The sequence below is a fragment of the Litchfieldia sinesaloumensis genome (assembly GCF_900156865.1).
Lineage (GTDB): Bacteria > Bacillota > Bacilli > Bacillales > Bacillaceae_L > Ferdinandcohnia > Ferdinandcohnia sinesaloumensis.
Genome location: NZ_LT732529.1, coordinates 518,378 through 541,069 on the forward strand (window position 1 = coordinate 518,378; position 22,692 = coordinate 541,069).

25 protein-coding genes are annotated in these 22,692 nt (G+C 37.7%); 15 read left to right on the top strand and 10 right to left on the bottom strand.

Annotated elements, in window-relative coordinates; all coding sequences use genetic code 11:
• Positions 1–9: 9 nt before the first annotated feature.
• Complete coding sequence (locus tag CZ490_RS02500) at positions 10–2,088, bottom strand: helix-turn-helix domain-containing protein (protein ID WP_159439896.1); 2,079 nt, start codon at positions 2,086–2,088, stop codon at positions 10–12.
• 228 nt (positions 2,089–2,316) lie between these two features.
• Between CZ490_RS02500 and CZ490_RS02505 the strand changes: the two genes are divergently transcribed.
• From CZ490_RS02505 to CZ490_RS02515, 3 genes are read left to right on the top strand one after another with little or no spacing between them, the layout of a single operon-like run.
• Entirely contained in the window at positions 2,317–3,024 is a 708-nt protein-coding gene (locus CZ490_RS02505; RefSeq protein WP_077617404.1) for a DUF5058 family protein, read from the top strand.
• 21 nt (positions 3,025–3,045) lie between these two features.
• Positions 3,046–3,783 (top strand): small-conductance mechanosensitive channel, encoded by a 738-nt coding sequence (locus CZ490_RS02510; protein ID WP_234987157.1) that lies wholly within the window; start codon positions 3,046–3,048, stop codon positions 3,781–3,783.
• A gap of 50 nt (positions 3,784–3,833) precedes the next feature.
• Positions 3,834–5,240: an amidohydrolase gene (locus CZ490_RS02515; RefSeq protein ID WP_327078396.1), complete on the top strand. Its 1,407-nt coding sequence runs from the start codon at positions 3,834–3,836 to the stop codon at positions 5,238–5,240.
• A 173-nt stretch (positions 5,241–5,413) separates the two neighbouring features.
• On the opposite strand, the gene CZ490_RS02520 is transcribed toward CZ490_RS02515, so the two are convergent.
• Positions 5,414–6,013 (bottom strand): CPBP family intramembrane glutamic endopeptidase, encoded by a 600-nt coding sequence (locus CZ490_RS02520; protein ID WP_077617405.1) that lies wholly within the window; start codon positions 6,011–6,013, stop codon positions 5,414–5,416.
• A gap of 123 nt (positions 6,014–6,136) precedes the next feature.
• Here CZ490_RS02520 and CZ490_RS22600 point away from each other — a divergent pair, with 123 nt between their 5' ends.
• Both CZ490_RS22600 and rarD read left to right on the top strand, forming a co-directional pair.
• The gene (locus CZ490_RS22600) at positions 6,137–6,262 is read left to right on the top strand and encodes a DUF6254 family protein (RefSeq protein WP_234987158.1); all 126 of its coding nucleotides are present in this window, start codon (positions 6,137–6,139) and stop codon (positions 6,260–6,262) included.
• Between the two features lie 231 nt (positions 6,263–6,493).
• Positions 6,494–7,420 (top strand): EamA family transporter RarD, encoded by a 927-nt coding sequence (gene rarD, locus CZ490_RS02525; RefSeq protein ID WP_407639774.1) that lies wholly within the window; start codon positions 6,494–6,496, stop codon positions 7,418–7,420.
• Between the two features lie 29 nt (positions 7,421–7,449).
• Here the strand turns inward: rarD and CZ490_RS02530 are convergent, their stop codons facing one another.
• Entirely contained in the window at positions 7,450–7,632 is a 183-nt protein-coding gene (locus CZ490_RS02530; RefSeq protein WP_077617407.1) for a YkvS family protein, read from the bottom strand.
• Positions 7,633–7,841: 209 nt separating this feature from the next.
• On the opposite strand from CZ490_RS02530, the gene CZ490_RS02535 reads away from it, so the two are divergent.
• Positions 7,842–8,696 (top strand): patatin-like phospholipase family protein, encoded by an 855-nt coding sequence (locus tag CZ490_RS02535; RefSeq protein ID WP_077617408.1) that lies wholly within the window; start codon positions 7,842–7,844, stop codon positions 8,694–8,696.
• 39 nt (positions 8,697–8,735) lie between these two features.
• On the opposite strand, the gene CZ490_RS22235 is transcribed toward CZ490_RS02535, so the two are convergent.
• Positions 8,736–9,389, bottom strand: coding sequence for a hypothetical protein (locus tag CZ490_RS22235; protein ID WP_077617409.1), 654 nt, complete (start codon positions 9,387–9,389; stop codon positions 8,736–8,738).
• A gap of 242 nt (positions 9,390–9,631) precedes the next feature.
• Here CZ490_RS22235 and CZ490_RS02545 point away from each other — a divergent pair, with 242 nt between their 5' ends.
• The 7 genes from CZ490_RS02545 to CZ490_RS02575 all read left to right on the top strand — a co-directional run bounded on the left by CZ490_RS02545 (position 9,632) and on the right by CZ490_RS02575 (position 15,635).
• Positions 9,632–9,826 (top strand): hypothetical protein, encoded by a 195-nt coding sequence (locus CZ490_RS02545; protein WP_077617410.1) that lies wholly within the window; start codon positions 9,632–9,634, stop codon positions 9,824–9,826.
• Between the two features lie 92 nt (positions 9,827–9,918).
• A complete protein-coding gene (locus tag CZ490_RS02550) occupies positions 9,919–10,371 on the top strand; it encodes a MarR family winged helix-turn-helix transcriptional regulator (RefSeq protein ID WP_077617411.1) in 453 nt (150 codons plus the stop codon).
• Between the two features lie 177 nt (positions 10,372–10,548).
• Positions 10,549–11,292 (top strand): GTP cyclohydrolase II, encoded by a 744-nt coding sequence (locus CZ490_RS02555; protein WP_077617412.1) that lies wholly within the window; start codon positions 10,549–10,551, stop codon positions 11,290–11,292.
• Between the two features lie 296 nt (positions 11,293–11,588).
• Positions 11,589–12,179 carry a cell wall hydrolase gene (locus tag CZ490_RS02560; RefSeq protein WP_077617413.1) on the top strand — a complete coding sequence of 197 codons (591 nt, stop codon included), beginning with the start codon at positions 11,589–11,591 and terminating at the stop codon, positions 12,177–12,179.
• Positions 12,180–12,313: 134 nt separating this feature from the next.
• Positions 12,314–13,273 (top strand): nucleoside hydrolase, encoded by a 960-nt coding sequence (locus CZ490_RS02565; protein WP_077617414.1) that lies wholly within the window; start codon positions 12,314–12,316, stop codon positions 13,271–13,273.
• A 197-nt stretch (positions 13,274–13,470) separates the two neighbouring features.
• Positions 13,471–13,815, top strand: coding sequence for a DUF4257 domain-containing protein (locus CZ490_RS02570; RefSeq protein WP_077617415.1), 345 nt, complete (start codon positions 13,471–13,473; stop codon positions 13,813–13,815).
• A gap of 200 nt (positions 13,816–14,015) precedes the next feature.
• Positions 14,016–15,635: an ABC-F family ATP-binding cassette domain-containing protein gene (locus tag CZ490_RS02575; protein ID WP_077617416.1), complete on the top strand. Its 1,620-nt coding sequence runs from the start codon at positions 14,016–14,018 to the stop codon at positions 15,633–15,635.
• A gap of 50 nt (positions 15,636–15,685) precedes the next feature.
• Here the strand turns inward: CZ490_RS02575 and CZ490_RS02580 are convergent, their stop codons facing one another.
• Both CZ490_RS02580 and CZ490_RS02585 read right to left on the bottom strand, forming a co-directional pair.
• Positions 15,686–15,946 carry a spore germination protein gene (locus tag CZ490_RS02580; RefSeq protein WP_407639775.1) on the bottom strand — a complete coding sequence of 87 codons (261 nt, stop codon included), beginning with the start codon at positions 15,944–15,946 and terminating at the stop codon, positions 15,686–15,688.
• Between the two features lie 72 nt (positions 15,947–16,018).
• Complete coding sequence (locus tag CZ490_RS02585; RefSeq protein ID WP_077617417.1) at positions 16,019–16,204, bottom strand: hypothetical protein; 186 nt, start codon at positions 16,202–16,204, stop codon at positions 16,019–16,021.
• A gap of 173 nt (positions 16,205–16,377) precedes the next feature.
• On the opposite strand from CZ490_RS02585, the gene CZ490_RS22240 reads away from it, so the two are divergent.
• The gene (locus tag CZ490_RS22240) at positions 16,378–16,533 is read left to right on the top strand and encodes a hypothetical protein (RefSeq protein WP_159439897.1); all 156 of its coding nucleotides are present in this window, start codon (positions 16,378–16,380) and stop codon (positions 16,531–16,533) included.
• Positions 16,534–16,605: 72 nt separating this feature from the next.
• On the opposite strand, the gene CZ490_RS02590 is transcribed toward CZ490_RS22240, so the two are convergent.
• Positions 16,606–16,800: an alpha/beta-type small acid-soluble spore protein gene (locus tag CZ490_RS02590; RefSeq protein ID WP_077617418.1), complete on the bottom strand. Its 195-nt coding sequence runs from the start codon at positions 16,798–16,800 to the stop codon at positions 16,606–16,608.
• A 693-nt stretch (positions 16,801–17,493) separates the two neighbouring features.
• The gene (locus CZ490_RS02595) at positions 17,494–18,426 is read right to left on the bottom strand and encodes a CobW family GTP-binding protein (protein ID WP_077617419.1); all 933 of its coding nucleotides are present in this window, start codon (positions 18,424–18,426) and stop codon (positions 17,494–17,496) included.
• Positions 18,427–18,532: 106 nt separating this feature from the next.
• On the opposite strand from CZ490_RS02595, the gene CZ490_RS02600 reads away from it, so the two are divergent.
• Positions 18,533–19,588, top strand: coding sequence for a GGDEF domain-containing protein (locus tag CZ490_RS02600; RefSeq protein ID WP_077617420.1), 1,056 nt, complete (start codon positions 18,533–18,535; stop codon positions 19,586–19,588).
• A 64-nt stretch (positions 19,589–19,652) separates the two neighbouring features.
• Here CZ490_RS02600 and CZ490_RS02605 read toward each other — a convergent pair whose 3' ends face one another.
• Together CZ490_RS02605 and CZ490_RS02610 are read right to left on the bottom strand one after the other, a co-directional pair.
• On the bottom strand, positions 19,653–21,581 hold the full coding sequence (locus CZ490_RS02605; protein WP_077617421.1) for a TRAP transporter permease: 1,929 nt from the start codon (positions 21,579–21,581) through the stop codon (positions 19,653–19,655).
• A 32-nt stretch (positions 21,582–21,613) separates the two neighbouring features.
• Positions 21,614–22,621: a TAXI family TRAP transporter solute-binding subunit gene (locus CZ490_RS02610; protein ID WP_077617422.1), complete on the bottom strand. Its 1,008-nt coding sequence runs from the start codon at positions 22,619–22,621 to the stop codon at positions 21,614–21,616.
• Positions 22,622–22,692: the final 71 nt, after the last annotated feature.

Consider the following 22,692-nt stretch of genomic DNA (forward strand, 5'->3'; position numbering starts at 1 on the left):
TAACCGTACCTAAACCTCCTCGGAGTAGGCAAAAGATTCTTTTAAGTGACAGGCTAACTGTATCTTTAGGAAATCTTTTGGATCATTAAAACTTAAATGTAGGATATCCTCAATTTTCTTAAGACGTTGATATAATGTATTGATGTGTATATGGAGACTTTTCGCTGTTTCATTAATAGATTTATTCAACTTTATATATGTAACCAAAGTTGTTTCCAATTCGTTTTTCCTTGACCATTCTGAGTGTAACGGGTGGAAAAAGTCATTTATGAATTCCTTTATTTCATTACTGTCCTGATTAATAAAGAGACGATTTACTCCAATGCTCTCATAGGTAATGATACCTGTTTCTTTTTTGTTTACTAAATATGAAACGGATTTCTTGGCTTCTTCATAGCTCTTCCCTATATGATAAGCTCCTTTTTTAGTTGAACCGATACCTGCACATAAGAGGGTATCGTTATTATTAGTCCAATCGTTTATGATTGTCTTCAATTGCTTTATTGGTTCATCAATTAAAGTACTATCCTCTAGTGAAACAAGCAAAATTATTTTATTATGAAATCCATAGATGAGACTCAATCGGGGAATATTCTTCTTTATAAATGAAATGATACTGTGAATATCTGCACTTAGTTTATATAAATCTTTATGATTAACAAGCTCAATAACACCTACAAAAAAGGTATGGGAAGGATTAAGGTTGAATTCTTTTCTTTTACTAATCAGTGTCTCGGGCTCCCTACTCCTTATCACTTCATTAAAAAACTCGTGTGTTTTTTTATAATAGATTTCTTCAAATGTATGTTTTTTTACGAGTTCAAGTGCGAGTATGGCTCCACCTTGCTCAATTACAATTCGATCAAACATCGATAGTGTATAGTTGTAGGGTAAGATAAAACAACCAAGAAAAATGGTACCATTGAAGATTGGATAAAGGTAATAGTTTTCCTCCACTGGCTTTCTTATTTTTATGAAAACAGGCTTTCTTTTCGCTTTAAATAGGAGAGAAATTTCATCGGTACTAAAATAATTTGGTTGATTGGCTCGACCATGATACCAATCATTTTCTAAATAATCGTAAAAGGATACATGTCCATTAATCATTTTTCCTATTTCTTTAACGATGGTCTTTAATCCCTTATTTTGTAGTGAGAATTTAATAAGTGTGTTATGAACTTCGTTTCTTTTTGAAAGTTCGTGTAATTTCTCTCTCACTTCAGTATAAAGACGAGCATTTTGTATCGCAATCGCTACTTGTGAAGCAAACCCTTGTAAAAGTCGAACATCTCCGTCTGTAAACTTTCCCATTTTATCAAACTGGTGAATTGTCATTACACCAATCCGTTGATTCCCAATTGAAATAGGGACACTAACGATTGCTTGAATTACTTTCCCTCCTGTAGAAGAGTTAATAATCTGTAAATTCCCCTGAGTAATAGAGTTTTCACTCATTTTATCAAAGATTTGTTCTGTTGAATGGTAGATTAATGGTTTTCCTTCTTTAAATACCATACCTGTAATAGATTCCCCGACATTCATTTTTAACATTCTTATTATTGGTTCAAAACCCACACTTGTTTTACAATTTATTTTTTTCTCAATAGGGTCATAGAGCTGGAGATAACCTGCATTTGCTACAGGTATTACCGACAAAGCATTCTTAACAATTTTTTCTAATAGATCTTCAAGCACAAGGGATGAAGAGACCGAACGGATACCTTCGATTAGGATTTCTAGTTCAGTATCTTTTGTTTGAATTTGACTTTTGGCCTCTAACAATTCAAAACATACATATAAGTAGTCCAATTCACTTTTAGTAAAGGGACAAGTTAAACTATTTGAGCAAAGTAGCACCTGGTGCCCACTCGTATATGAAAATGCTACATATACGTACCCCTCATCAGAAACGACCTGGTATTTTGCATCATGACTCCAGTTTTGTTGTGTCACATTTACTTTATCTATGATGCCTTTTCTATGAAAGAGCTGAAATGAGGTGTCTTGTGGCTTTTGAATCCAAATCTCATAATGAGCACTTTCAAAACTTCTATCCAAAAAGGAAATAAGCAGCTGTTTGGTCGTCATTTGTAACCTCCGCATCATGAAAGGAATATAGAATGTTCCATATTTTACAAAATTTAAATGTAATATAATACATTGTATTACGTGTTTGAATGAATTACTATAAAAATTAGAAAATATAGAATCTTCTATTTTTAAAAAATGAATACGCTTACTTATGGTGTGGTTAATTTACTAGTCAAGGGACTTATGGTGAAACACAGGAAAAATAGTTAAAGGAGGAAGATTTGATTGGAAAAAGTACTACAAACTGCAAATAGCTGGCCACTTTGGATCTTTGCCGCACTGATAGTTGGTATAGTAATCTTTCAAGCTATCATTTTTATTCGACTGGCCTCAAATGCAAGTAGATCCGTTGGCATGTCCTCTACAGAGGTGAAGTCTGCAATTAGGGCCGGCGCGATTAGTTCGCTTGGGCCATCGTTAGCAATCATTGTTGTTGCAATATCGATGATTTCATTAATAGGAAGTCCTGTTACATTAATGAGGATATCTATTATTGGTTCTGCGGCAATTGAAACAGTCGGAGCAAGTATTGGCTCAAAAGCAGCTGGAGTTGATTTAGGCTCTACAGAGTATACATTACAAGCCTTTACGAATGCTGTATGGGTAATGTGCCTTGGTGGAATGGGCTGGTTATTATTCGTTGCTCTATTTACGAAGTCTCTAGGAAAGATTCAAAAAAAGGCAGAGGCGAATCCAAAAGGTGTAAAGATGTTAAGCACAGTTTCTGTTGCGGCTATGATAGGTGCTTTTAGTTATCTCGGTGGGGGAGAAATGGTAAAAGGTATGAGTGAATTTATCGTATTTATCATCGCTTTTATCGTAATGCCTATTATTATCTGGATAGGAGATAAATCCCAATTAAGATGGTTAAAAGAATGGTCGTTAGGTCTGGTAATTATTGTGGGTATGATTGCGGGTTACTTAATATCTTAAAAAGGAAGGTAGGAGAACTTAATGCCAGTTAATCGAGAGGAAAGTAATATACTCTTAAATGAAGCAATTCCGGGTACCCAGGGAATCGTACCAACTTCAGCAATGGACTTTGAGACTTTTCAGATAAAGTCCCATTTTTGGGGAAGGCTAACGATTTGGGCGGTCATTGCCTTAACCTTAATCGTACCCTTATATCTATCATTTGTTCTTGGACATCATCCTGGTTGGGGGACTATTATTTCGGGTTTTACAGCTTATGCAGCTATCATTATGTTTGTTTGGGTATTGGAACCGATTAGTTATTATCCTGTTTTAGGTGTTTCTGGTACATATTTAGCCTTTTTAACAGGTAATATTGGAAATATGTGCCTTCCGTGTGCTTCGGTTGCACAACGGGTTATTAACGCAGAACCAGGAACGAAAAAGGGGGAAATTACAGCTTCATTAGCGATTGCGACGGCTTCCATCGTAAATGCGATTGTACTTATTTTAGCCATACTAAGTGGTGCCTATATCCTTACCATACTGCCAGAGTCGGTTATAAGCAGCCTGAATTTTGTCCTTCCTGCTATATTTGGAGGAGTGATTGCTCAATTTGCAATAAAGAAACCACTATTTGGTATAGTTGGAATCGCATTTGGTTTGTTTGTTAATCTAGGTCCCGTTCCTCGTGCCTTTCAGACATTTGTCTGCATACTCGGTACAGTCATTGTTTGTTTGCTTTTAGAGAGGATTAAAAAACAAGAGAAAATTAGGTAAAGTGATGCTTATGATTTATAGTCGTAGGAAAGGAGTGAAACTACATTTTTATGGATGTACGAATGCGTAAACAAACAATTCTTCAATGGTTAAAAAGCGGACAGTCTGAGTTCACCGCAATGGCAAAACATATATGGGAGAATCCACAGGTCGCCTACGAGGAGACATATGCTAGTGAGCTGCAATCCTTAAAATTAAAAGAAGAGGGATTTCGTATACAACCATCCATTGGCGGAATGTCTACAGCCTTTGTTGCTGAGTACGGTTATGGTAAACCAATTATTGGGATATTAGGTGAATACGATGCGTTACCTGGTCTCTCACAAGTTGTCAAACCAGTTCAGGAACAGGTTGAAAAAAATGGACCTGGTCATGGATGTGGCCATAATTTACTTGGAACAGCAGGTGTAGAAGCGGTTGTAGCGTTAAAGAAAGTGATGGAGGAATATAATCTATCTGGTACGATTCGTTATTATGGCTGTCCAGCGGAAGAAGTGTTATCTGGTAAAACGTTTATGGCAAGGGAAGGTGTCTTTGATGATTTAGATTGCGCTCTAACTTGGCATCCATGGACCTCAAATATGGTACTAAATATGAGTATGCAAGCGATTGTTTCGATTAGGTTTCATTTTGAAGGAATCCCTGCACATGCTGCATCAGCACCACATGCCGGAAGAAGTGCACTAGATGCCGTGGAATTGATGAATGTCGGTACAAACTTCTTAAGAGAACACCTTCTGGATGGATCACGCATTCATTATGTGATTACAAATGGGGGACTTGCACCTAATATTGTTCCAGAGCATGCTAGTGTTTGGTATTACTTAAGAGCAGCCACAAAAGAGCAAGTTGAAGATATCCTTGGGCGAGTTGAGAAGATTGCACAAGGTGCAGCCCTCATGACAGAAACTGAGGTTCGGTCAGAAATAGATGCTTTTGCTTATGACACACTTCCTAATGACGTTTTAAATGACCTCATGTTTGAAAATATGAAACTAGCAAATCCATTAGAATATACTGTAGAAGAAGAAAATTTCGCTAGGGAATTAGTAAAAACAGTGGATACTACTATTGTAAAAAGTGCACAACGTCTAACGGATGAACTTCTCCCAACCAATTATCAAAATGATAAACTAACAAAGGGAAAAGTATTAACAGGTTCAACCGATGTTGGTGATGTTAGCTGGATTACTCCGGTTGGATCGATTATGGCTACATGTGCCCCTGTTGGGATCCAGTTACATACATGGCAGGCAACAGCTTCATTTGGTTCATCCATTGGTTTCAAAGGAATGCATTTTGCTGCACAAACAATGGCATTATCGGCATTTGATTTGTTACTCAATAAGAATCAGGTATTAGATCGAGCTAAAGAGGAATTTCGTTCAAGTACAAGAGAAAAGCCATATGTTGTGGGGATTCCAGAAAATGTTCAACCATCCCCAGTTAAAAAATAGAGCCTTTTAATAATGGTCCTGGATAAACCTTTTACAATGCAAAACACATACGAAATGGCAAAAATAGAATCTCAGGCAACGCGAAAAAAATCACCTAGGAGATCATCGAAGGTGTAGTTACCATTCGTTGATCTCCGTTTTTTTTCGTTTCGACATAAGGGGTACCGCCTAAGTCAAAATATAGGAAATAGGACAAGTAAAAATAGATTAAATATAAGATGAGAAAGGATTACTAGAAATATATTTCGTTTCCACATATACAAGCTTCCCCAGATTACACCTCCAGCAAAAGTTGCAAGCAAAAAGAGTGGATTTAACGTGTATATATTGGCTGACGTATAGAGTAGTGATGATAATATAACCACGACTTTTTTATTCTGTATTGTATACTCAATCCGCCCTTGTATATAGCCACGCCAAAACAGTTCTTCACCAGGAATGATAATTAAAAAGAGGGCGAAGTAATGCCATGTGAGCTGTGGCTGGACCTTCATGTAAAGCGTAGTAACATCGGCTAACTGATTAGGTAATAGAACTCCAGAACCGAATTTTCCAATAATAAAGAGACCATACAATAGGAGACCGGAAAAGATACTTAAACCAAGGCTTGAAGCTGAGATATTATGATAATCAAAGTTTCCGGAATTTATTGCTGCAACGGATAATATGAAGAAGGATACCGTGAACATGACCCAAAAAGGAAGGTCTGTTAGAAAACTAACTGCCAATAATATGTGCGCAAGTATGAATAAAAGATAAAAGTGTTTTTTCATCGTGATTGCCTCTTTACTTATGATATGTCGTACTCATTTTATCATGTTGATGATTTTTTTAGAATAAATTAGCCGTGGCGACTCATCCTAAAGATGATAATCAAAAAGAAGGAGATGCCAATAATGACACAATCAAAGAGCCAACAAGAACGTCAATGGAACGTACGTAAACAATCACAAAACCCTCATGGTAAAGTAAAGTCATTCGAACAACTAGCAGAAGAGGCTGGAAAAAATCGCAAAGAATAGTGATGATTTGCTACACACCCTTATTGGGGTGTGTTTTTTTGAGCGAAAGGACTGAATTGATATAGGATATGGTACATAAACATCATAATTTAAGCTGAATCAGTCACATAACAGATAATCTTTCCAATTCATTTTCGTTGTGAAATATCGGGAACCGAAATATAATTAACAAATGACATAATGAAAATGATTTTTAGACAGGAAAGAAGGATCGGTATGGGGCAAGACAACATGAGAGAGTATAAAATTGGCATTCTATATACGGCGATTGCCTATATAGCTTGGGGGGTATTGCCTCTTTATTGGAAATTAATTGACTCAATTCCAGCAGTGGAGATACTAGCGCATCGGATTGTATGGTCGCTCGTTTTTGTTTTACTGATTATTCTTATATCAAATAAGGGCAAGCAGCTAGTAACGAGTCTCAAAGAAATCTTTAAAAACAAAATTAAACTAGTAGGTATTATTGCATCATCTATTCTTATTACAATTAACTGGGCAACTTATATTTGGGCGGTTAATACGGACCATATTATTGATGCAAGCCTAGGGTATTATATCAATCCATTGGTTAGTGTCCTTTTGGGCATTATCGTGCTAAAAGAACGCCTTTTGTTCTGGCAGGGAATCTCATTTGGGTTAGCTGGGATTGGCGTACTTATTTTGACGTTCCAGTATGGGAGTTTCCCGTGGGTTGCTTTTACACTTGCACTTAGCTTTGGATTTTACGGACTAACGAAGAAACTTGCAAAGCTTGACTCGCTCATTGGTTTAGCGATGGAAACAATGGTGGTTGCTCCAATTGCACTCATTTATTTAGGATTTCTTCATAATAGTGGAGTTGGGTCTTTTTCAGGAGCTTCATTTGATGTGAAGCTATTATTAATGGGGGCTGGAGTTGCAACAGCATTGCCGTTACTATGGTTTGCTTCAGGAGCAAATCGAATTCCATTATCAGTAGTTGGAATCCTCCAATACATTGCACCAACAATTAGCCTCTTGTTAGGAGTTTTCCTTTATCAGGAGCATTTTACAAAAGTTCATTTGGTCACGTTTATCTGTATTTGGGCGGCATTGCTCATTTACTCATTCTCAAAAACGAAATTATTGACTTCCTTCCAACCGAAATTTACAAAGGATAAATCATTAGGAGCTTAAGCTCAAAAAGGGAGCCGAAAAAGCTCCCTTTAAACTGCATTAATAATTCTATAGTTCTTGTGATTTACGACAGTTCTACTCTCTAAATCTAGGTCTCTATAGTTTGACATATATGTTAAGTCTACAATAACTGAGTTTTCATTTACTTTTTCTACAATACCTTTAAGTCCTTCTCTAAACTCAATGATATCCCCGATTTCTGCAATTTTCATCATGTCACCCTCCATAGCATTCTTTGAAATTCAAAGTATCAGAAAATAGATATATCTTACAAAAAAACCATTTTTTTATATTTTGCCTTATTTTCATAATTAAGTAAAGCGTTTTCATTAGTAATTTATTATAAATGATTATAAATTGTGTGACAACAATTAAATATTTTTTTATAGTAAGTAAATAAGACATTTTTTGGGAGAGAAGTATAGTGAGAGATATAGGTTTAGTTTTAGAAGGTGGTGGAATGCGTGGTGTTTACACGGCTGGCATTCTCGAATATTTTATGGAGCAAGATGTTTATTTTCCATATGTAGTGGGTGTCTCTGCGGGTGCATGTATGGCAGCGTCCTATTTATCTAGACAAATGGGGAGGAATCGGACAGTTAATATTGATTATGTTAATCACCCAAACTACTTATCATTGCGGAATTTGGTAAAGAATAAACAGCTATTTGGGATGGATTTTATTTTTGATGAAATTCCGAATAAACATGTCCCATATGACTATGATTCTTTTTATCAATCAAAAGAAGAATTTGTGGTGGGTACGACTGATTGTGAAACAGGAGAGCCTCTATATTTCAAGAAAGAGGATTACGGAAATAACATACTTAAGATCATTCGTGCTTCAAGTTCATTGCCATTTGTAGCACCGATTATTGAATTCAAAGGGAAAAAGTTATTAGATGGTGGTATTACAGATCCGATACCATTGGTAAAAGCACAGAAAGATGGAAATCAGAAAAATGTAGTGATTTTAACCCGTAATAGAGGGTATTTGAAAAAGAAGTCCAGCATGGGGTGGGTTGTAAGACGCTCATTTAAAGAATATCCATACCTAGTTAAAGCTATGGAGAGCCGATATCAGCGATATAATGAAACACTTGCTTACATAGATAGGGAAGAGCAAGCGGGAAGAATATTTGTCTTCAGCCCATCAGAACCACTAGAAGTGGGAAGGGTTGAACGAAATCCAGTGAAGTTAACAAATTTATATGAGCTGGGGCTAAAAGACGCACGTACACAGTTTGATCAATTTCAAAAATGGTTGCTCAGTTAAAGTAGAAAAAGGTGCCTCAGTATTGAGACACCTTTGTTCTTATCTCGGGCCAAATCCGCCCATCATCCCAGGTCCACCCATAGGTCCATGATGCTGTCCGCAGCCGCAACCGGGACCATGAGGACCAAATCCAGCCATAGGCCCAGCACCAGGTCCTCCGGGCCCGAATCCAGCCATAGGCCCAGCACCAGGTCCTCCTGGCCCGAATCCAGTCATAGGTCCCGCACCAGGTCCTTGAGGTCCGAAGCCAGGTCCTCCGGGCCCGAATCCAGCCATAGGTCCCGCACCAGGTCCTTGGGGTCCGAAACCACCCATCATGCCTGGTCCACCCATAGGTCCGTGTGGTTGCCCACAACCGCAACCAGGTCCATGAGGTCCATGGGGTACCATCATTTGTGGTGCCATACTAGGAGGTACTTGAGGATTAAACCCTGCAGACATCACTGCGTCATCATCCTCATGGCTAGCGCCACAACCACAATCTTCATCCATCATCTGTTGTTGAATCGGGTATTGTTGGCTGCCTTCTACTTCATATGGTGAAGCACCAGGATATCCCATTTGCGGGACATTTGTACCTTGCATCATATCTTCAGGAGCATAGCCCATTCCGTGTTGTTGTGGGGCTGTTGGTAATCCCTGTTGATTATACATATTGGGATTCATAAACATTGGGTTTTGATAATTCTTCATCGAATCCACCTCTCATTTGTATTAAAACAGCTAAAAAGTCAACAATTCTGTGTCATTCAACTCATTAATTCACTACTTTTTGAAGACTTTTAACTTTTTCATCGAACGTATAAATGCCTACTAGACATTTCCACCATATCTTATGCCTATTAACGGATTGTGTGTGATATCGTGATATAAATGGGTATTTGCCTTGTTTCTAATGAAAGGACACACTATAATCTATCAGTGAGGTGTTTAATTTGGATGAGCAATTTGTTAATGAAATTTTAAATAAACTACGTGATGGAGAACTAAGTGAATATTTGGTTAAAAAAGATCAATTTTTGGAGTTTCGAAATGTATTGGTAATACGGGAGGACTTTAAGCATTTTCGTGGAATCGCCATTCATGGTGGGGATGTCCTGTATCGGTATACGGAGGCTGCAAGGAGTTAGTGGGACAAAAGTCTTATCAATATAGTTGACAAATACTGTGAAAATCGAGTAAAATTATCTTGAATTCGAGATAATGAAAAAGGGTGGATTGTATGGAAGCAAATGAATCAATCAATGTTCCTAACCTCTCCTTAAAGTTTTTTGTGATACTATCTAGAGCATTCCGTTCAGTGAATGAGCGGGTAGAAGAGGATGTAAAAGGATACGGATTAAACTTAACTGAATTTGCTGTATTAGAGCTTCTCTATCATAAAGGAGACCAGCCGATTCAGCACATTGGAAAAAAGGTCTTATTGTCGAGCGGAAGTATAACATATGTTGTGGATAAATTAGAAAAGAAGAATTTCCTCGTACGAATTCCTTGTCCGAAGGATCGACGTGTCACATGGGCGTCTATTACGGAGGAAGGCAAACAATTTATGGATACTATATTTCCTAAACACCAAGAGGCTATAGAAGAAATTGTTGGAGGTCTGTCTGATTCTGAAAAAGAGGAAATGATGACTCTATTGAAGAAGCTTGGGTATCACGCAGAAAAAATATAAGTAATTATTCAATAGCCTTGTAGAAACGACACATCGAATAACTTCGATGTTCTTTTTTGCTCTTTTTGAAGCGTGTATTTTTTAGGATAGGAACACAGTGTATATTGCTTGACCTCCCTTTTAAAAAAATACTATACTTTCCAAAATAGAGAGAAAAGGTAGAGAGGGAGAATGGATATGGTTACAAATGAAGCAAAGAGCCTTCTTTTGAATAAAATGAAGATGATTCAAAAAGCAGATCAACAAGATATCTGTTTAGTTGGTCCTGTTCGTTTACCAGTCCAATTAGATGATCAAATTGTGACATTTAATTGGTATACATGGTTGAAGGTTGAGCGTGAAATGAGTCCAGTGGATGTACTTGATTCACTTTCACAAACTACTTTAGCAGAGATGCAACAATCGTCAGTTCTTGTTTATGGTGAGTTTGATACGGAAGATGAAGCGCTTATTCGAATGCACAGTATTTGTCATACGGGAGATATTTTTGGGAGCAAGCGCTGTGACTGTGGTTTCCAATTGCGTGAATCAATGAGAATGATTGTTTCGAATGGTTGTGGTGCTCTCTTTTATTTAGCAAACCATGAGGGAAGAGGAATTGGATTGTTCACAAAATCTCTTGCGTATATTCTTCAAGAAGAAGGACTAGACACCGTAGAAGCGAACCACGCATTAGGATTTGAGGACGATAGCCGCAATTATGAAGATGCGATTCGCGTGTTAACAGAGTTACGTGCTAAGCCAGTTACGTTAATTACAAACAATCCGAAAAAACTAGCGGCCTTACAAAAACATGGGTTATTATCGGACACACATATCCCCCTCTGGGGAGATGTTTCGGATTATAATAAGAACTATTTAGCAACGAAGGTTGAAAAGTCGGGTCATATCCCATCCGACGAAAAAATTGCAATTGGATAAGTTTCAATCTAATGGAAGCTGTAGGAAACTACAGCTTTCTTTTTTTGTATAAATCAGTTGAAATTCTTGTAAAACATATTACATAGCTGTGATGTTTGTAAAATACAGCCCGTATATTTCCTCTATGTCCATTAATTAGGTAAAAAAAACAACAGGGATATTTTTTCCATGTATTTTTTCGGATGAGTTGTCTCATAGGTTCTAGCGTTCTGCCATTTATTGGACGATGAATCGAAATATTACAGCTGTTAACCTTCTAGTAGGCGTAAAACAAAGATACTAGGAGGAATTAAACGATGAAGAAACTAAAAAAGATTGGATTTGCAACTGCCTTAACACTTTCATTATTCGCTTCAAGTGTGAGTGCATCGGCAGCAACTCATACAGTACAATCAGGTGATACATTTTGGAACCTTGGAATGAAATATGGAGTTTCAGTGTTAACTCTTAAGGAAGTAAACAAACGATCAAGTGATTTAATCTATCCAGGTGAAAAACTTGAAATACCACAATCAGTTTCAAGCGAGGAAAAAGAATTACTAGCTCGACTTGTACATGCTGAAGCCAAAGGTGAACCATATGAAGGTAAGGTTGCTGTGGCAACGGTTGTATTAAATCGTGTAGATTCAGATGAATTCCCTGATACGATTAAAGAAGTCATTTACGAGAAAACACCAGGTGGTGCTTTTGCGTTTAGCCCGGTGCTAGATGGCCAAATCAACCAAGCAGCTGACGAAGAATCTAAACGTGCTGTAGACGAAGCCATTACTTTCCGTGGTCAAGGTAAAGGGTCATTATTCTTCTTCAATCCAAAAAAGACATCAAATGAATTTATGTTCTCTAGGGAAGTAACAACAGTAATCGGTAACCACCGTTTTGCAAAATAAACCTTTTTATTAAAACACTCATTTCGTTAAGAAATGGGTGTTTTTTATCATTATTAAGTGAGTGTGTATGTGATGATTAACTTCCTCATATAGTGAGTAATATGGATAGATATTATTGGAGGGAGAGGGAAGGTATGGCAGTAAAAGTCCTGTTTTTTGGAGACCCAGGAATAGATGATTCTCTGGCAATTATGTATGGATTACTCAATCCAAATATCGATCTTGTTGGAATTGTGCCAAGCTATGGAAATGTGGAACAAGAGCAAGCAATACAAAACGTGGCCTATTTATTATCGTTAGCAGGTAGAACGGATATCCCGATTATTGCAGGTGCAAAGGGACCATTGTCTGGCGAAATTATACCGTTTTACCCAGAGATTCATGGAGAAGAAGGGCTTGGACCAATTCAGCCTCCTGATACGTTACCAGTAGCAGAATTATTAAATTTTGACGAGATTTTTAAAATCATTGAGCGCTATGAAAATGAACTCTATATCGTTGACGTAGGAAGGTCAACATCACTTGCCATTTCGTTTATCCTTGGTGGGGATATCATGAACAAAGTTAAAGGCTATTATATTATGGGCGGGGCTTTTCTCGTGCCTGGAAATGTAACCTCAACTGCTGAGGCTAATTTTTATGGTGATCCAATTGCTGCCAATTATGTTGTTGAACATGCTCGAAACCTTTCCGTTTTTCCATTAAATGTAACGTCTGAAGCATTATTAACTTCTGATATGGTAGATACCATTATCCAACAGGGAACCCAAAATCCGTATCGAAGTTTAATAAAGCCTATTTTTGACTATTATTATGAAGCCTACAAGGAACTTGTACCAGGAATAGAAGGAACACCTTTACATGATGTTGTTGCACTAAGTGCAATTGCGAATCCAGGAATTGTTCAGTATGCGAGACGTAGAGTACAAGTAGAATTATTTGGTGAGACAAAAGGAGAAAGTATTGCGGATTTTCGCCCGAAACCAGAGGAACAACCCACAGAAACGCTGGACAGAATTGCATTACGCTTTGATTATGAAAAGTTTAGTTCTGATTTTATGAGGGTGATGACAGAAGGAAGGGTGGATAGGTAGTTTTAGGTAGTCCTTTAGGGTGGCGAAATAAATAATATACAGAAAATGGTACCAATGTATCAGAAGAGTATTTTAAATTTTCGGAAAATATACCCAAGCTTTCTTATCCACATTTAGCATATAATGTGAATAAGGAAGCTTCTGTTTGTTGCCTAAGGTCAAGCATTACAAAATCTAGACCTTTAGGGGGTGATGACATGTTACTTCATCTCGCACTAGCAATCCTAATTGGTGGTTCTATGGGGTTGTTGGGACATGCTAAAAAACAGGGGAAGATTGAAAAACCACGTATGACAAAGCGTTTTATTCATCTAGGATTTTTAGAAGAAGTCTTAATTGGCATGATTGCTTCAGTATTAATCGTCGCTTCTAGTGACACAGAATCTATTTTTAGAGTGGTGTTCCTCTCAATTTTAGCAGGCTATGGGGGAGAGAGAATCATGCAAGGATTCGATTTAGTCAGACACACAGAAAAACAGAGCATTTCGCCACTGCAAACAAATCAAGAACAGGAGAACAATGAGAAGAATGATGCAATGTAAAGTGAATCAGATAAAAAAAGTATCCCAAGCTTTATTTTTATGACTCTATTGGCAGTAATTACTGTGCGTGGAGTCATTTTTATTTTGAGTTAAAGTACTGTGGATTTTTCCCATCTGTTCATATTGCTCCAAAAGTAGAGATGTTTCTAGTAAAATGGTATAATCAGTAGCAATGATATGAAATGGAGGATTTACAATAGATGATTACAGTAACAAATGTAGGTTTGCGTTACGGTGACCGCAAACTTTTTGAAGATGTTAATATAAAGTTTACACCGGGTAATTGTTATGGCTTGATTGGGGCAAATGGTGCAGGTAAATCTACTTTCTTGAAGATTTTATCTGGTGAGATTGAGCCGCAAACTGGTGATGTGCATATGACACCGGGTGAGCGCCTTGCTATATTAAAACAAAACCATTTTGAATATGAGGAGCATGAAGTCCTTAAGGTTGTTATTATGGGACATGCCCGACTCTTCGAAGTGATGCAAGAGAAGGATGCCATTTATATGAAGGCTGATTTTTCTGATGAGGACGGTATGAGAGCAGCTGAACTCGAAGGTGAATTTGCTGAATTAAATGGGTGGGAAGCAGAATCTGAAGCTGCCATCCTATTAAAAGGATTAGGAATCTCAGAAGACCTTCACACGAAAAAAATGGCTGAACTTACTGGTTCTGAAAAGGTAAAAGTATTATTGGCACAGGCATTATTTGGAAAGCCTGATGTTCTATTACTTGACGAGCCTACCAACAACTTGGACCTCAAAGCAATCAAGTGGCTAGAAGAGTTTTTAATTAACTTTGAAAATACGGTAATTGTCGTATCCCATGATCGTCACTTCTTGAATAAAGTATGTACACACATGGCTGACCTCGATTTTGGTAAAATTCAAATCTATGTTGGTAACTATGATTTCTGGTATGAGTCAAGCCAGTTAGCTCAAAGAATGGCACAAGATACAAATCGCAAAAAAGAAGAGAAGATTAAAGAACTTCAAAACTTTATTGCACGATTCAGTGCGAATGCATCAAAATCTAAGCAAGCAACATCTCGTAAAAAGTTGTTAGAAAAAATTTCACTTGATGATATTAAACCATCTTCTCGTCGTTACCCATTCGTAGGTTTCACTCCAGAACGTGAAATTGGTAATGATCTTCTACGTGTTGAAGGCCTTACAAAAACAATTGATGGCGTTAAAGTACTTGATAATGTGAGCTTTATTGTGAATAAAGAGGACAAGCTAGCATTTGTAGGTAAAAGTGAAATAGCTATTTCAACCTTATTTAAAATCATAATGGGTGAAATGGAAGCTGATAGTGGTACATTTAAATGGGGAGTTACAACGTCACAAGCATATTTCCCTAAGGACAACTCTAAGTACTTCAATGGTGACGAGCCTACATTAGTAGATTGGCTTCGTCAGTTTTCACCAAATGACCAAAGTGAAAGCTTCCTTCGCGGGTTCCTTGGAAGAATGTTATTCTCTGGTGAAGAGGTCTTGAAAAAGCCAGGCGTTCTTTCCGGTGGAGAAAAAGTGCGTTGCATGCTTTCAAAAATGATGTTAAGTGGCTCAAATGTATTGGTACTCGACGATCCAACCAACCATTTAGACCTTGAGTCCATTACAGCTCTAAACAATGGCTTAATTGCATTTAAAGGGTCAATTTTATTTACATCGCATGACCATCAGTTCGTCGATACAATTGCAAACCGTATCATCGAAATCACACCGAATGGTCTCGTTGATAAGCAAATGACATATGATGAATATCTTGAAAATGCAGAGTTGCAAAAACAAGTTGAATCAATGTACGCATAAAAAATAGAGGGTATCAAAGGGCCAAGCATTGACCTTTTGATTCCTCTTTTTTATGTCCCTGTTGCAGTGTTTGCATCGGAGAAATCTGGATCAAGTGTATTGGATCGACTTACATGATTGTGGTTGGTCACATAAATACCTGTATTGAAAGATCCCGAACCTGTAATGGTCTTACTCGAGGATGTAGGCGAGACATAAAAAGAATTACCGGTGACAATGACTCCCTCATTGCTGTTGATCTCAATCGGTCCTAAAAAGATAGACGCCATATGATTTGCACCTGCCCTAGCTAAGGATTCTAGTACTAGCATATGGGACTTTAGGAAATGTGAAAGGTACAAACCCCTAAAAAAGAAAAAGATAAGCCACAAAGGGCTTATCATTTACTTACCAAGTAAGGCTAATATACCTTTAAAGATGAGAACAAAAGAAAAGACGATTATCGTGAGGACCCCCACCAGTGTGAATACTGTGTGTAAACTCGTTAAAACGGTATCGTATGCAGTTACTCGAATAAGAGCAAACCCTGCTAAAATACAGGCTAAAAATAAGAAAGCAAATTTATCCAATCGATTTCCCTCCTTTACTACACTATATGTCCCATTTTCTCGAAAGTGAGGAAAACCAAGATTATTTAATCATTTTTTAACAATCAGGAATAAAAACGTTTTACGTGAATAGAATGGTTTTGTCGGGAAAAAATGAAGAACTACGAAGGTTTGAAAACGATAGGGTGGGACAGATGGCATTAGTAAAAAATTGTATCATTGTGCTGTTATTTGCATTATTAGTTGTGGGAATGATTTTATTGGGAGTAAGGACAATCGAAGCAAAGGAAAATCCAACTGTGGCGATGACAACAGAGGTAATATACGTAGAAAACGCCGTTCATTTCTAAAGGGAATGAACGGCGTTTTTTTGTGTGTTTATAAAGTGATAAGGGAGCCGCAAAATGGGCTCCCTATGTTAACTATTGTTGCGAACCATTTCTAAGTTGCTGCTGAGCCATCGCAACGAGGCGTTTCGTCATTTCGCCCCCAACGGACCCATTCGCACGTGCGGTCGTATCTGCACCAAGCTGAACTCCAAACTCATTGGCAATTTCTTCTTTCATTTGGTTTAGAGCATTCTCGCTACCAGGAACCAATAGTTTGTTTCTTGCCATGATACACCACTCCCGACTTATATTTTGAGTAACCAATGATGATTACTCATTATTAAATTCCCACGTAAAGCGCGAATCCATGCTTGGGAAAAGGGACCAATTGACGGATGACTAGGTATGTGAAAGATATTTTGGATTGTGAATGGAATTTATTAAGGGATAATGGGAAAACGAACCAGTTAAAGTGATATACAGGTTCCTATATGTAAGAAATTAGGAAAAGTCAAACCCGCAAATACATTATACAGGTTCACAAATGTAAAAAATTAGGGGAAAACGAACCAGTAAAAGCGATATACAGGTTCGTATATGTAAGAAATTAGGAAAAGTCAAACCCGCAAATGCATAATACAGGTTCGCGAATGTAAAAAATTAGGGAAATGCGAACCAGTTAAAGCGATATACAGGTTCACAAATGTAAAAAATTAGGGGAAAACGAACCAGTTAAAGCGATATACAGGTTCGTATATGTAAAAAATTAGGAAAAGTCAAACCCGCAAATGCATAATACAGGTTCGCGAATGTAAAAAATTAGGGAAATGCGAACCAGTTAAAGCGATATACAGGTTCACAAATGTAATAAATTAGGAAGAAGCAAACCCGCAACAGCGAAATCCAAGTTTGCAAATGTAAGTATTCAGAAAAAACGAACCAGTTAAAGCGATAGCCTGGTTCGCAAATATAAAAATCGATCTACTCCATCTTCAAACTTTCTTCCTCTAGCTTTTCCATCTCTACTTTCATCCAATTAGGATCCATTTTTTCGCCAATAAATACTAATGTTGACTTGTAGTTCATCAGTTCCTTCATGTAAATGGGCGTTCCGTAAGAGTATTGGAATAAATAAGTGTGATTTGAATGGGTAAACTTTAAATAGCCCTTAATCCGAAAAATAGTGTCAGGCATATTCTTAAGCCACTCTTCAAACAAATCAAGGTCAAGTTGATTTGAAAATGTATGTACATACGTTTTTAGCTTCAAATCAAGTTGTACATGGGCACGCTCATGTGGTTTACGCTCTGCTTTTTTTAGTGTACGCAGGTCATCAAGTTTCACAGCAGCATGTTTGGTTAGCAAGCACTTGGCTTCATTGTTAATCGATTGAATTTCAAAGAGAATATTTCCTTGTTCCATCTCTGACAACTGGTCAACCTTATTGAGTAACAACACGTCCGCATGATGCACCTGTTCTCGTAACAGCATTTGAAGCTGAGGGCTCAGCGTATTTCGTTCCTTCCAGCGATTAACGTCGACTAGTGTCACGATGGATTGGACAAATAATTGATCTGCAAAAAGTGGCGACATACACGCATCCAACACTTCAATTGGATGAGCAACACCTGTAGTTTCAATATAAATCGCATCAAGTTCATGGTCCTGTAATAGCCCTTGTAGATTAACTTCCAGTTGGCCTTGAATGGTACAACAAACGCATCCATTTAACAATTCCTTTAGAGGAGTATTCTCTGAAACCGCATTTGAATCTATTGAAACCTGTCCAAGTTCATTCATCACGACGGCCACTTTACGCCCCAATTCTTTTTCTTGAGTTAGAATATTTTGTAACAAAGTGGTTTTACCACTTCCTAAAAATCCAGATAAAATAAAAACCTCAATTTTTTCCATAAAAACTCCTCATTCTTTTTCTTTATAAATATAGTGCTTATCTCTTATAATAAAAGTACCATCTCTTATTATAACGAATAATTCCTAACAGGAAAGAGGAGCAGCTTTGAAACACCTTCATACGAATTATTCATTCTTTGATTTAAAGATTCGAACATATAAAGTTATGCTCCCTATTTTAATAGTTGCTTCTGCGTTCGCCACTTATTTGGAGATTACTATTGGTTCAAACAGCCTCTTTAATAGGGTTGCACTACCTTCTCTTTTAGTATGGTTCATTGTGATTTACTTGATGGTATTTAAACAAAACTCAAACCTTTTTCGATATATCGAATACGTGACTATAATTTTAATTAGTGCCTTATTCTTAGGGAAGTTTTGGGTAGCCCTTCATTTGGAATTTGGTGTTTCCCGTGAATATGAGTTTGGTGAGTTTTTTAATTGGATACCGTTGTTTTTTATCTTTATTTTCTTCACATTTAATGGAAAAAAGGCACTTCTTGTTTCACTTGGCTTTTTAACGTTAACAACAATCATTGCGCTCGATTACTTCTTGCTTGTGGATTTTGATAGGTATAGCATTAGTCCTATTATTCAATTTCACCTATCAAACATGGTTTATGTAATAGCCCTTTATTCGTTGCAAAAGCTTAAGGAAGTCCTATTACATGCAGATGCATTAAGGAAAACATCGATTACCGATTTTCTAACAGATTTACCGAACCGCAGGTATATGCATTCTTTGTTGTCTCAAGAATTTGAAAAGGAGAACAACTTATCGGTAATTCTATTTGATGTTGATAATTTTAAATCAATTAATGATCAATATGGTCACGATATTGGAGATCTTGTGTTAATCAAACTCTCTGTTACGATTAAGTCCTATCTTGGTGAAAAGGGAGTTCTCGGTAGATGGGGAGGCGAAGAATTCCTTATTGTCTTAAAAAACACCCCAGTTATAAAAGCAACAGAAATTGCTGAAGAAGTCAGGGTGTTGCTTGAAAACACTAAGATTGATGAGGTTGGAAGGGTTACTTCGAGCTTTGGAGTAGCAGGGAAAACTGAAAATGATGTGCCCCACATGTTGCTGAATCGTGCAGACAAAGCCCTATACGAAGCAAAGGAAAATGGGAAAAATCAAGTATGTATCAAAACCGTTTGACAGTTGCTAATAAAATAGAGAGCTAAAAAGTTCAGTGTAAAACAACACTGAACTTTTTATTTAATTATGCACCTTTTTTTTGTGGAGTGTATTGTACATGTCGATTTTTTTGATGTGCAATGACTAGAGTAAACAGGATGATGCCTATACCACTAATTAAAACATGTGGGTAAATGAGCAATAGCCCACTTGTTAATAATAGCAGTCGTTCTATTATTGTCGTCCTCCTCTGGAGCCAGCCAATCACACCGGCACTTAATGAAATAACACCAATTACCGCTGTTACGATCGAAAGAACAATATCAATTGGATCTCCATCTAGCAATAAGGCGGGTTCAAGAACGAACATAAACGGAACGATGAAACCCACTAATCCTAATCGTACGGCTTCTAAACCAACTCGGTTCGGGTTACTATCTGAGATTCCTGCGGCTGCATAAGCTGCCACAGCTACAGGTGGTGTAATTGCAGAAAAAATAGAGAAATATACGATAAATAAGTGAGCTGACATTAATGAAACACCTAACTCCATCAATGCGGGAGCAGCTAACATCGCGGTTAAGATGTAAGCTGCTGCAACCGGCATCCCCATTCCTAAAATGATACAAATGAGCATAACGAGAAGTAATGTAGGAAAAAGCATACCTTCAGTAAGGCCGAGTACCACACTCGTTAGTTTTCCGCCAAGTCCTGTTGACATAATCCCGGAAATAACTAAACCTGCTGCCGCACAAGCTGTCGTGACCGGGATGGAGGACCTTGCACTGTCGACCATCGCTTCAAAAATTTGCTTAATTCCCATTCTCGTCTTTTTACGAAACCAGCTTACTACTACAATCGATAAAACACCATAGAGTCCAGTGCTAGATGCACTAAAGCCATTTAATAGCATAACGAGCAAGACAACCAGGGGAATAAAATAGTACCATCCTTCCTTTAACACTTGGGTGACCATAGGTATATCTTTTTTATCTGCAGTTGGCAAATTTAATCGTAACGCTTCAAAATGAACCATTGCAAGTAAAGAAACGTAATAGAGAATACCTGGAATGATAGCAGCAACAACAATCGTAATATACGGTAGCTGAGTAATAGCTGCCATCAAAAAGGCAGATGAACCCATAATTGGTGGTAAGATACTGCCTCCAGTTGATGCAGCAGCCTCAACGGCTGCCGCAAAAGACGGTTTATATCCAGCACGTTTACTCACCGGTATAGTGAACGAGCCTGTCGTTACAACGTTTGCTATTGGACTTCCTGATATCGTCCCAAAAAATGCACTAGCTAAGACAGCCACTTTTGCAGCTCCGCCACGCGTTCTTCCAGCTAGAGCAGTCGATAGATTGAAGAAAAACTCACCAGCTCCTGCTTTATGCAAAAATGAACCGAATAATAAAAACATGTATACAAATGAAGCCGAAACGGCTAAAGGTGAACCCCAAAGGCCGTTAAAGCTATATGATAAATCCTCGATCACTTCAGAAAATGAAAACTCACGATGCCAAATAAGCCCTCCTAAATGATGCCCCCACAATGCATAACCGATTCCAATTAAGACGACGATAACGATGGGCACTCCAATTGTCCTGCGGGCTGCTTCGATACTTAACACTACAAATATAAAGCCAACTATAATATCCGTAGTTGAGAGGGGATCGACAATTGGAATTCTTTCTGAAATCCGCTCTGCATGAATAGTAAAGTAGATCCCAGCCCCGAGGGCTAAAAGAGCAAAAATAGAATCCACAATAGTTGGGGTCATTGTGGTTTTCCCTTTTTTTGAATAGCTATAAGACAAAAAGGATAAGAGTAGGATGAAGGATAAATGGGTCGCTAAAAGCTGAATTGGTGCCATTTTACCCCAAACAACAGACCAAATTTGAAATACAGATAGAATAAATGAGAAACCTAAAAATATGGTCAAATGTGGACCTGTCAATTGTCGCTTTTCACCTTCTGTGAGGCCACTAGTCATAATATGTTTAAAGCCCATTATGTTGGGAACTCCCTTCAAAATGTGGTGAATTATTGGATGAGCCCTTTTTCAATAAAAAATCGCTTCGCGCCAGGATGAAGAGGGACCTTCCCAACTTTCGTAAAGGTATCATCTGATAGTTTTTTAAATTCTTTATGAACTGTCCCTAGATATTCAAAGTTTTCATAGATTGATTTTGTAATCCGATACACTTCTTCTTCAGGAACATCCTTGTGAACAATTAATATAGCGGGTGTATATAAGGTATCTAGCTCTTGCTTTAGAAAGTCATAACTTCCTGCAGCGATTGTTCCTTGTTCCATTCCTAATTTATCTGCAACAGCCTGCAAAATATCTTTATTCATCGAGATAAACTTCATGTTAGTAGTGGTGGATGCTTCTAATATATCACTAGAAGGAACAGACACAGCGTCACCTGTCACATCAATCCGATTTTCTGCCATCAGTTCAAATGTTTTAGATCCACTTAAATGGTCAACAGAGCCACCCCAGGCCTTGATATCTTTGTAGGTTACACCGTATTCTTGCAATATTGCTCTTGTAATCATTTCACCTGCTGAGCCTCTTTGATCGACTGCTAATCGTATCGGGACTTCATTTTCAATAACCTCGTCTAATGAATCAAATCCAACATTGGCTCTTGCTATTAATTGATAATAGTTAGCTGGAATAATAACACTAATTGCCCGAATGTCTGGATAGGCATCTTTATAGGGCTCTGAACCACTGAATGCTGAATAAGCTGTCATCGCGTAAGAGATTCCATAAGGAACAGTATTTGTACCGACACTTGCTGGATTCTCCACAATTCCCCCAGGCTCGACTGTTACAAGTGCTCCTTTATTTTCGCGTCGGATTGTTTCTGCGATTCCCTCTGTAAAAACTGACCATGCGCCACCTGTACGTCCACCAATAATGGTCGTACGAATATCTTCTGTTGAACCGACAGAAACCGCTCCAACTTTATTCATACAACCAGATAGAAGTAAACAGCTAATTATGAAGATGAGAGGCAAGGTCCATTTTCTTTTATACATTCTTTTTTACCCCCAAAAGATATGGTAATCGAATACTCACCTAGAAATTGGCGAGACTAGTCGGAATATCG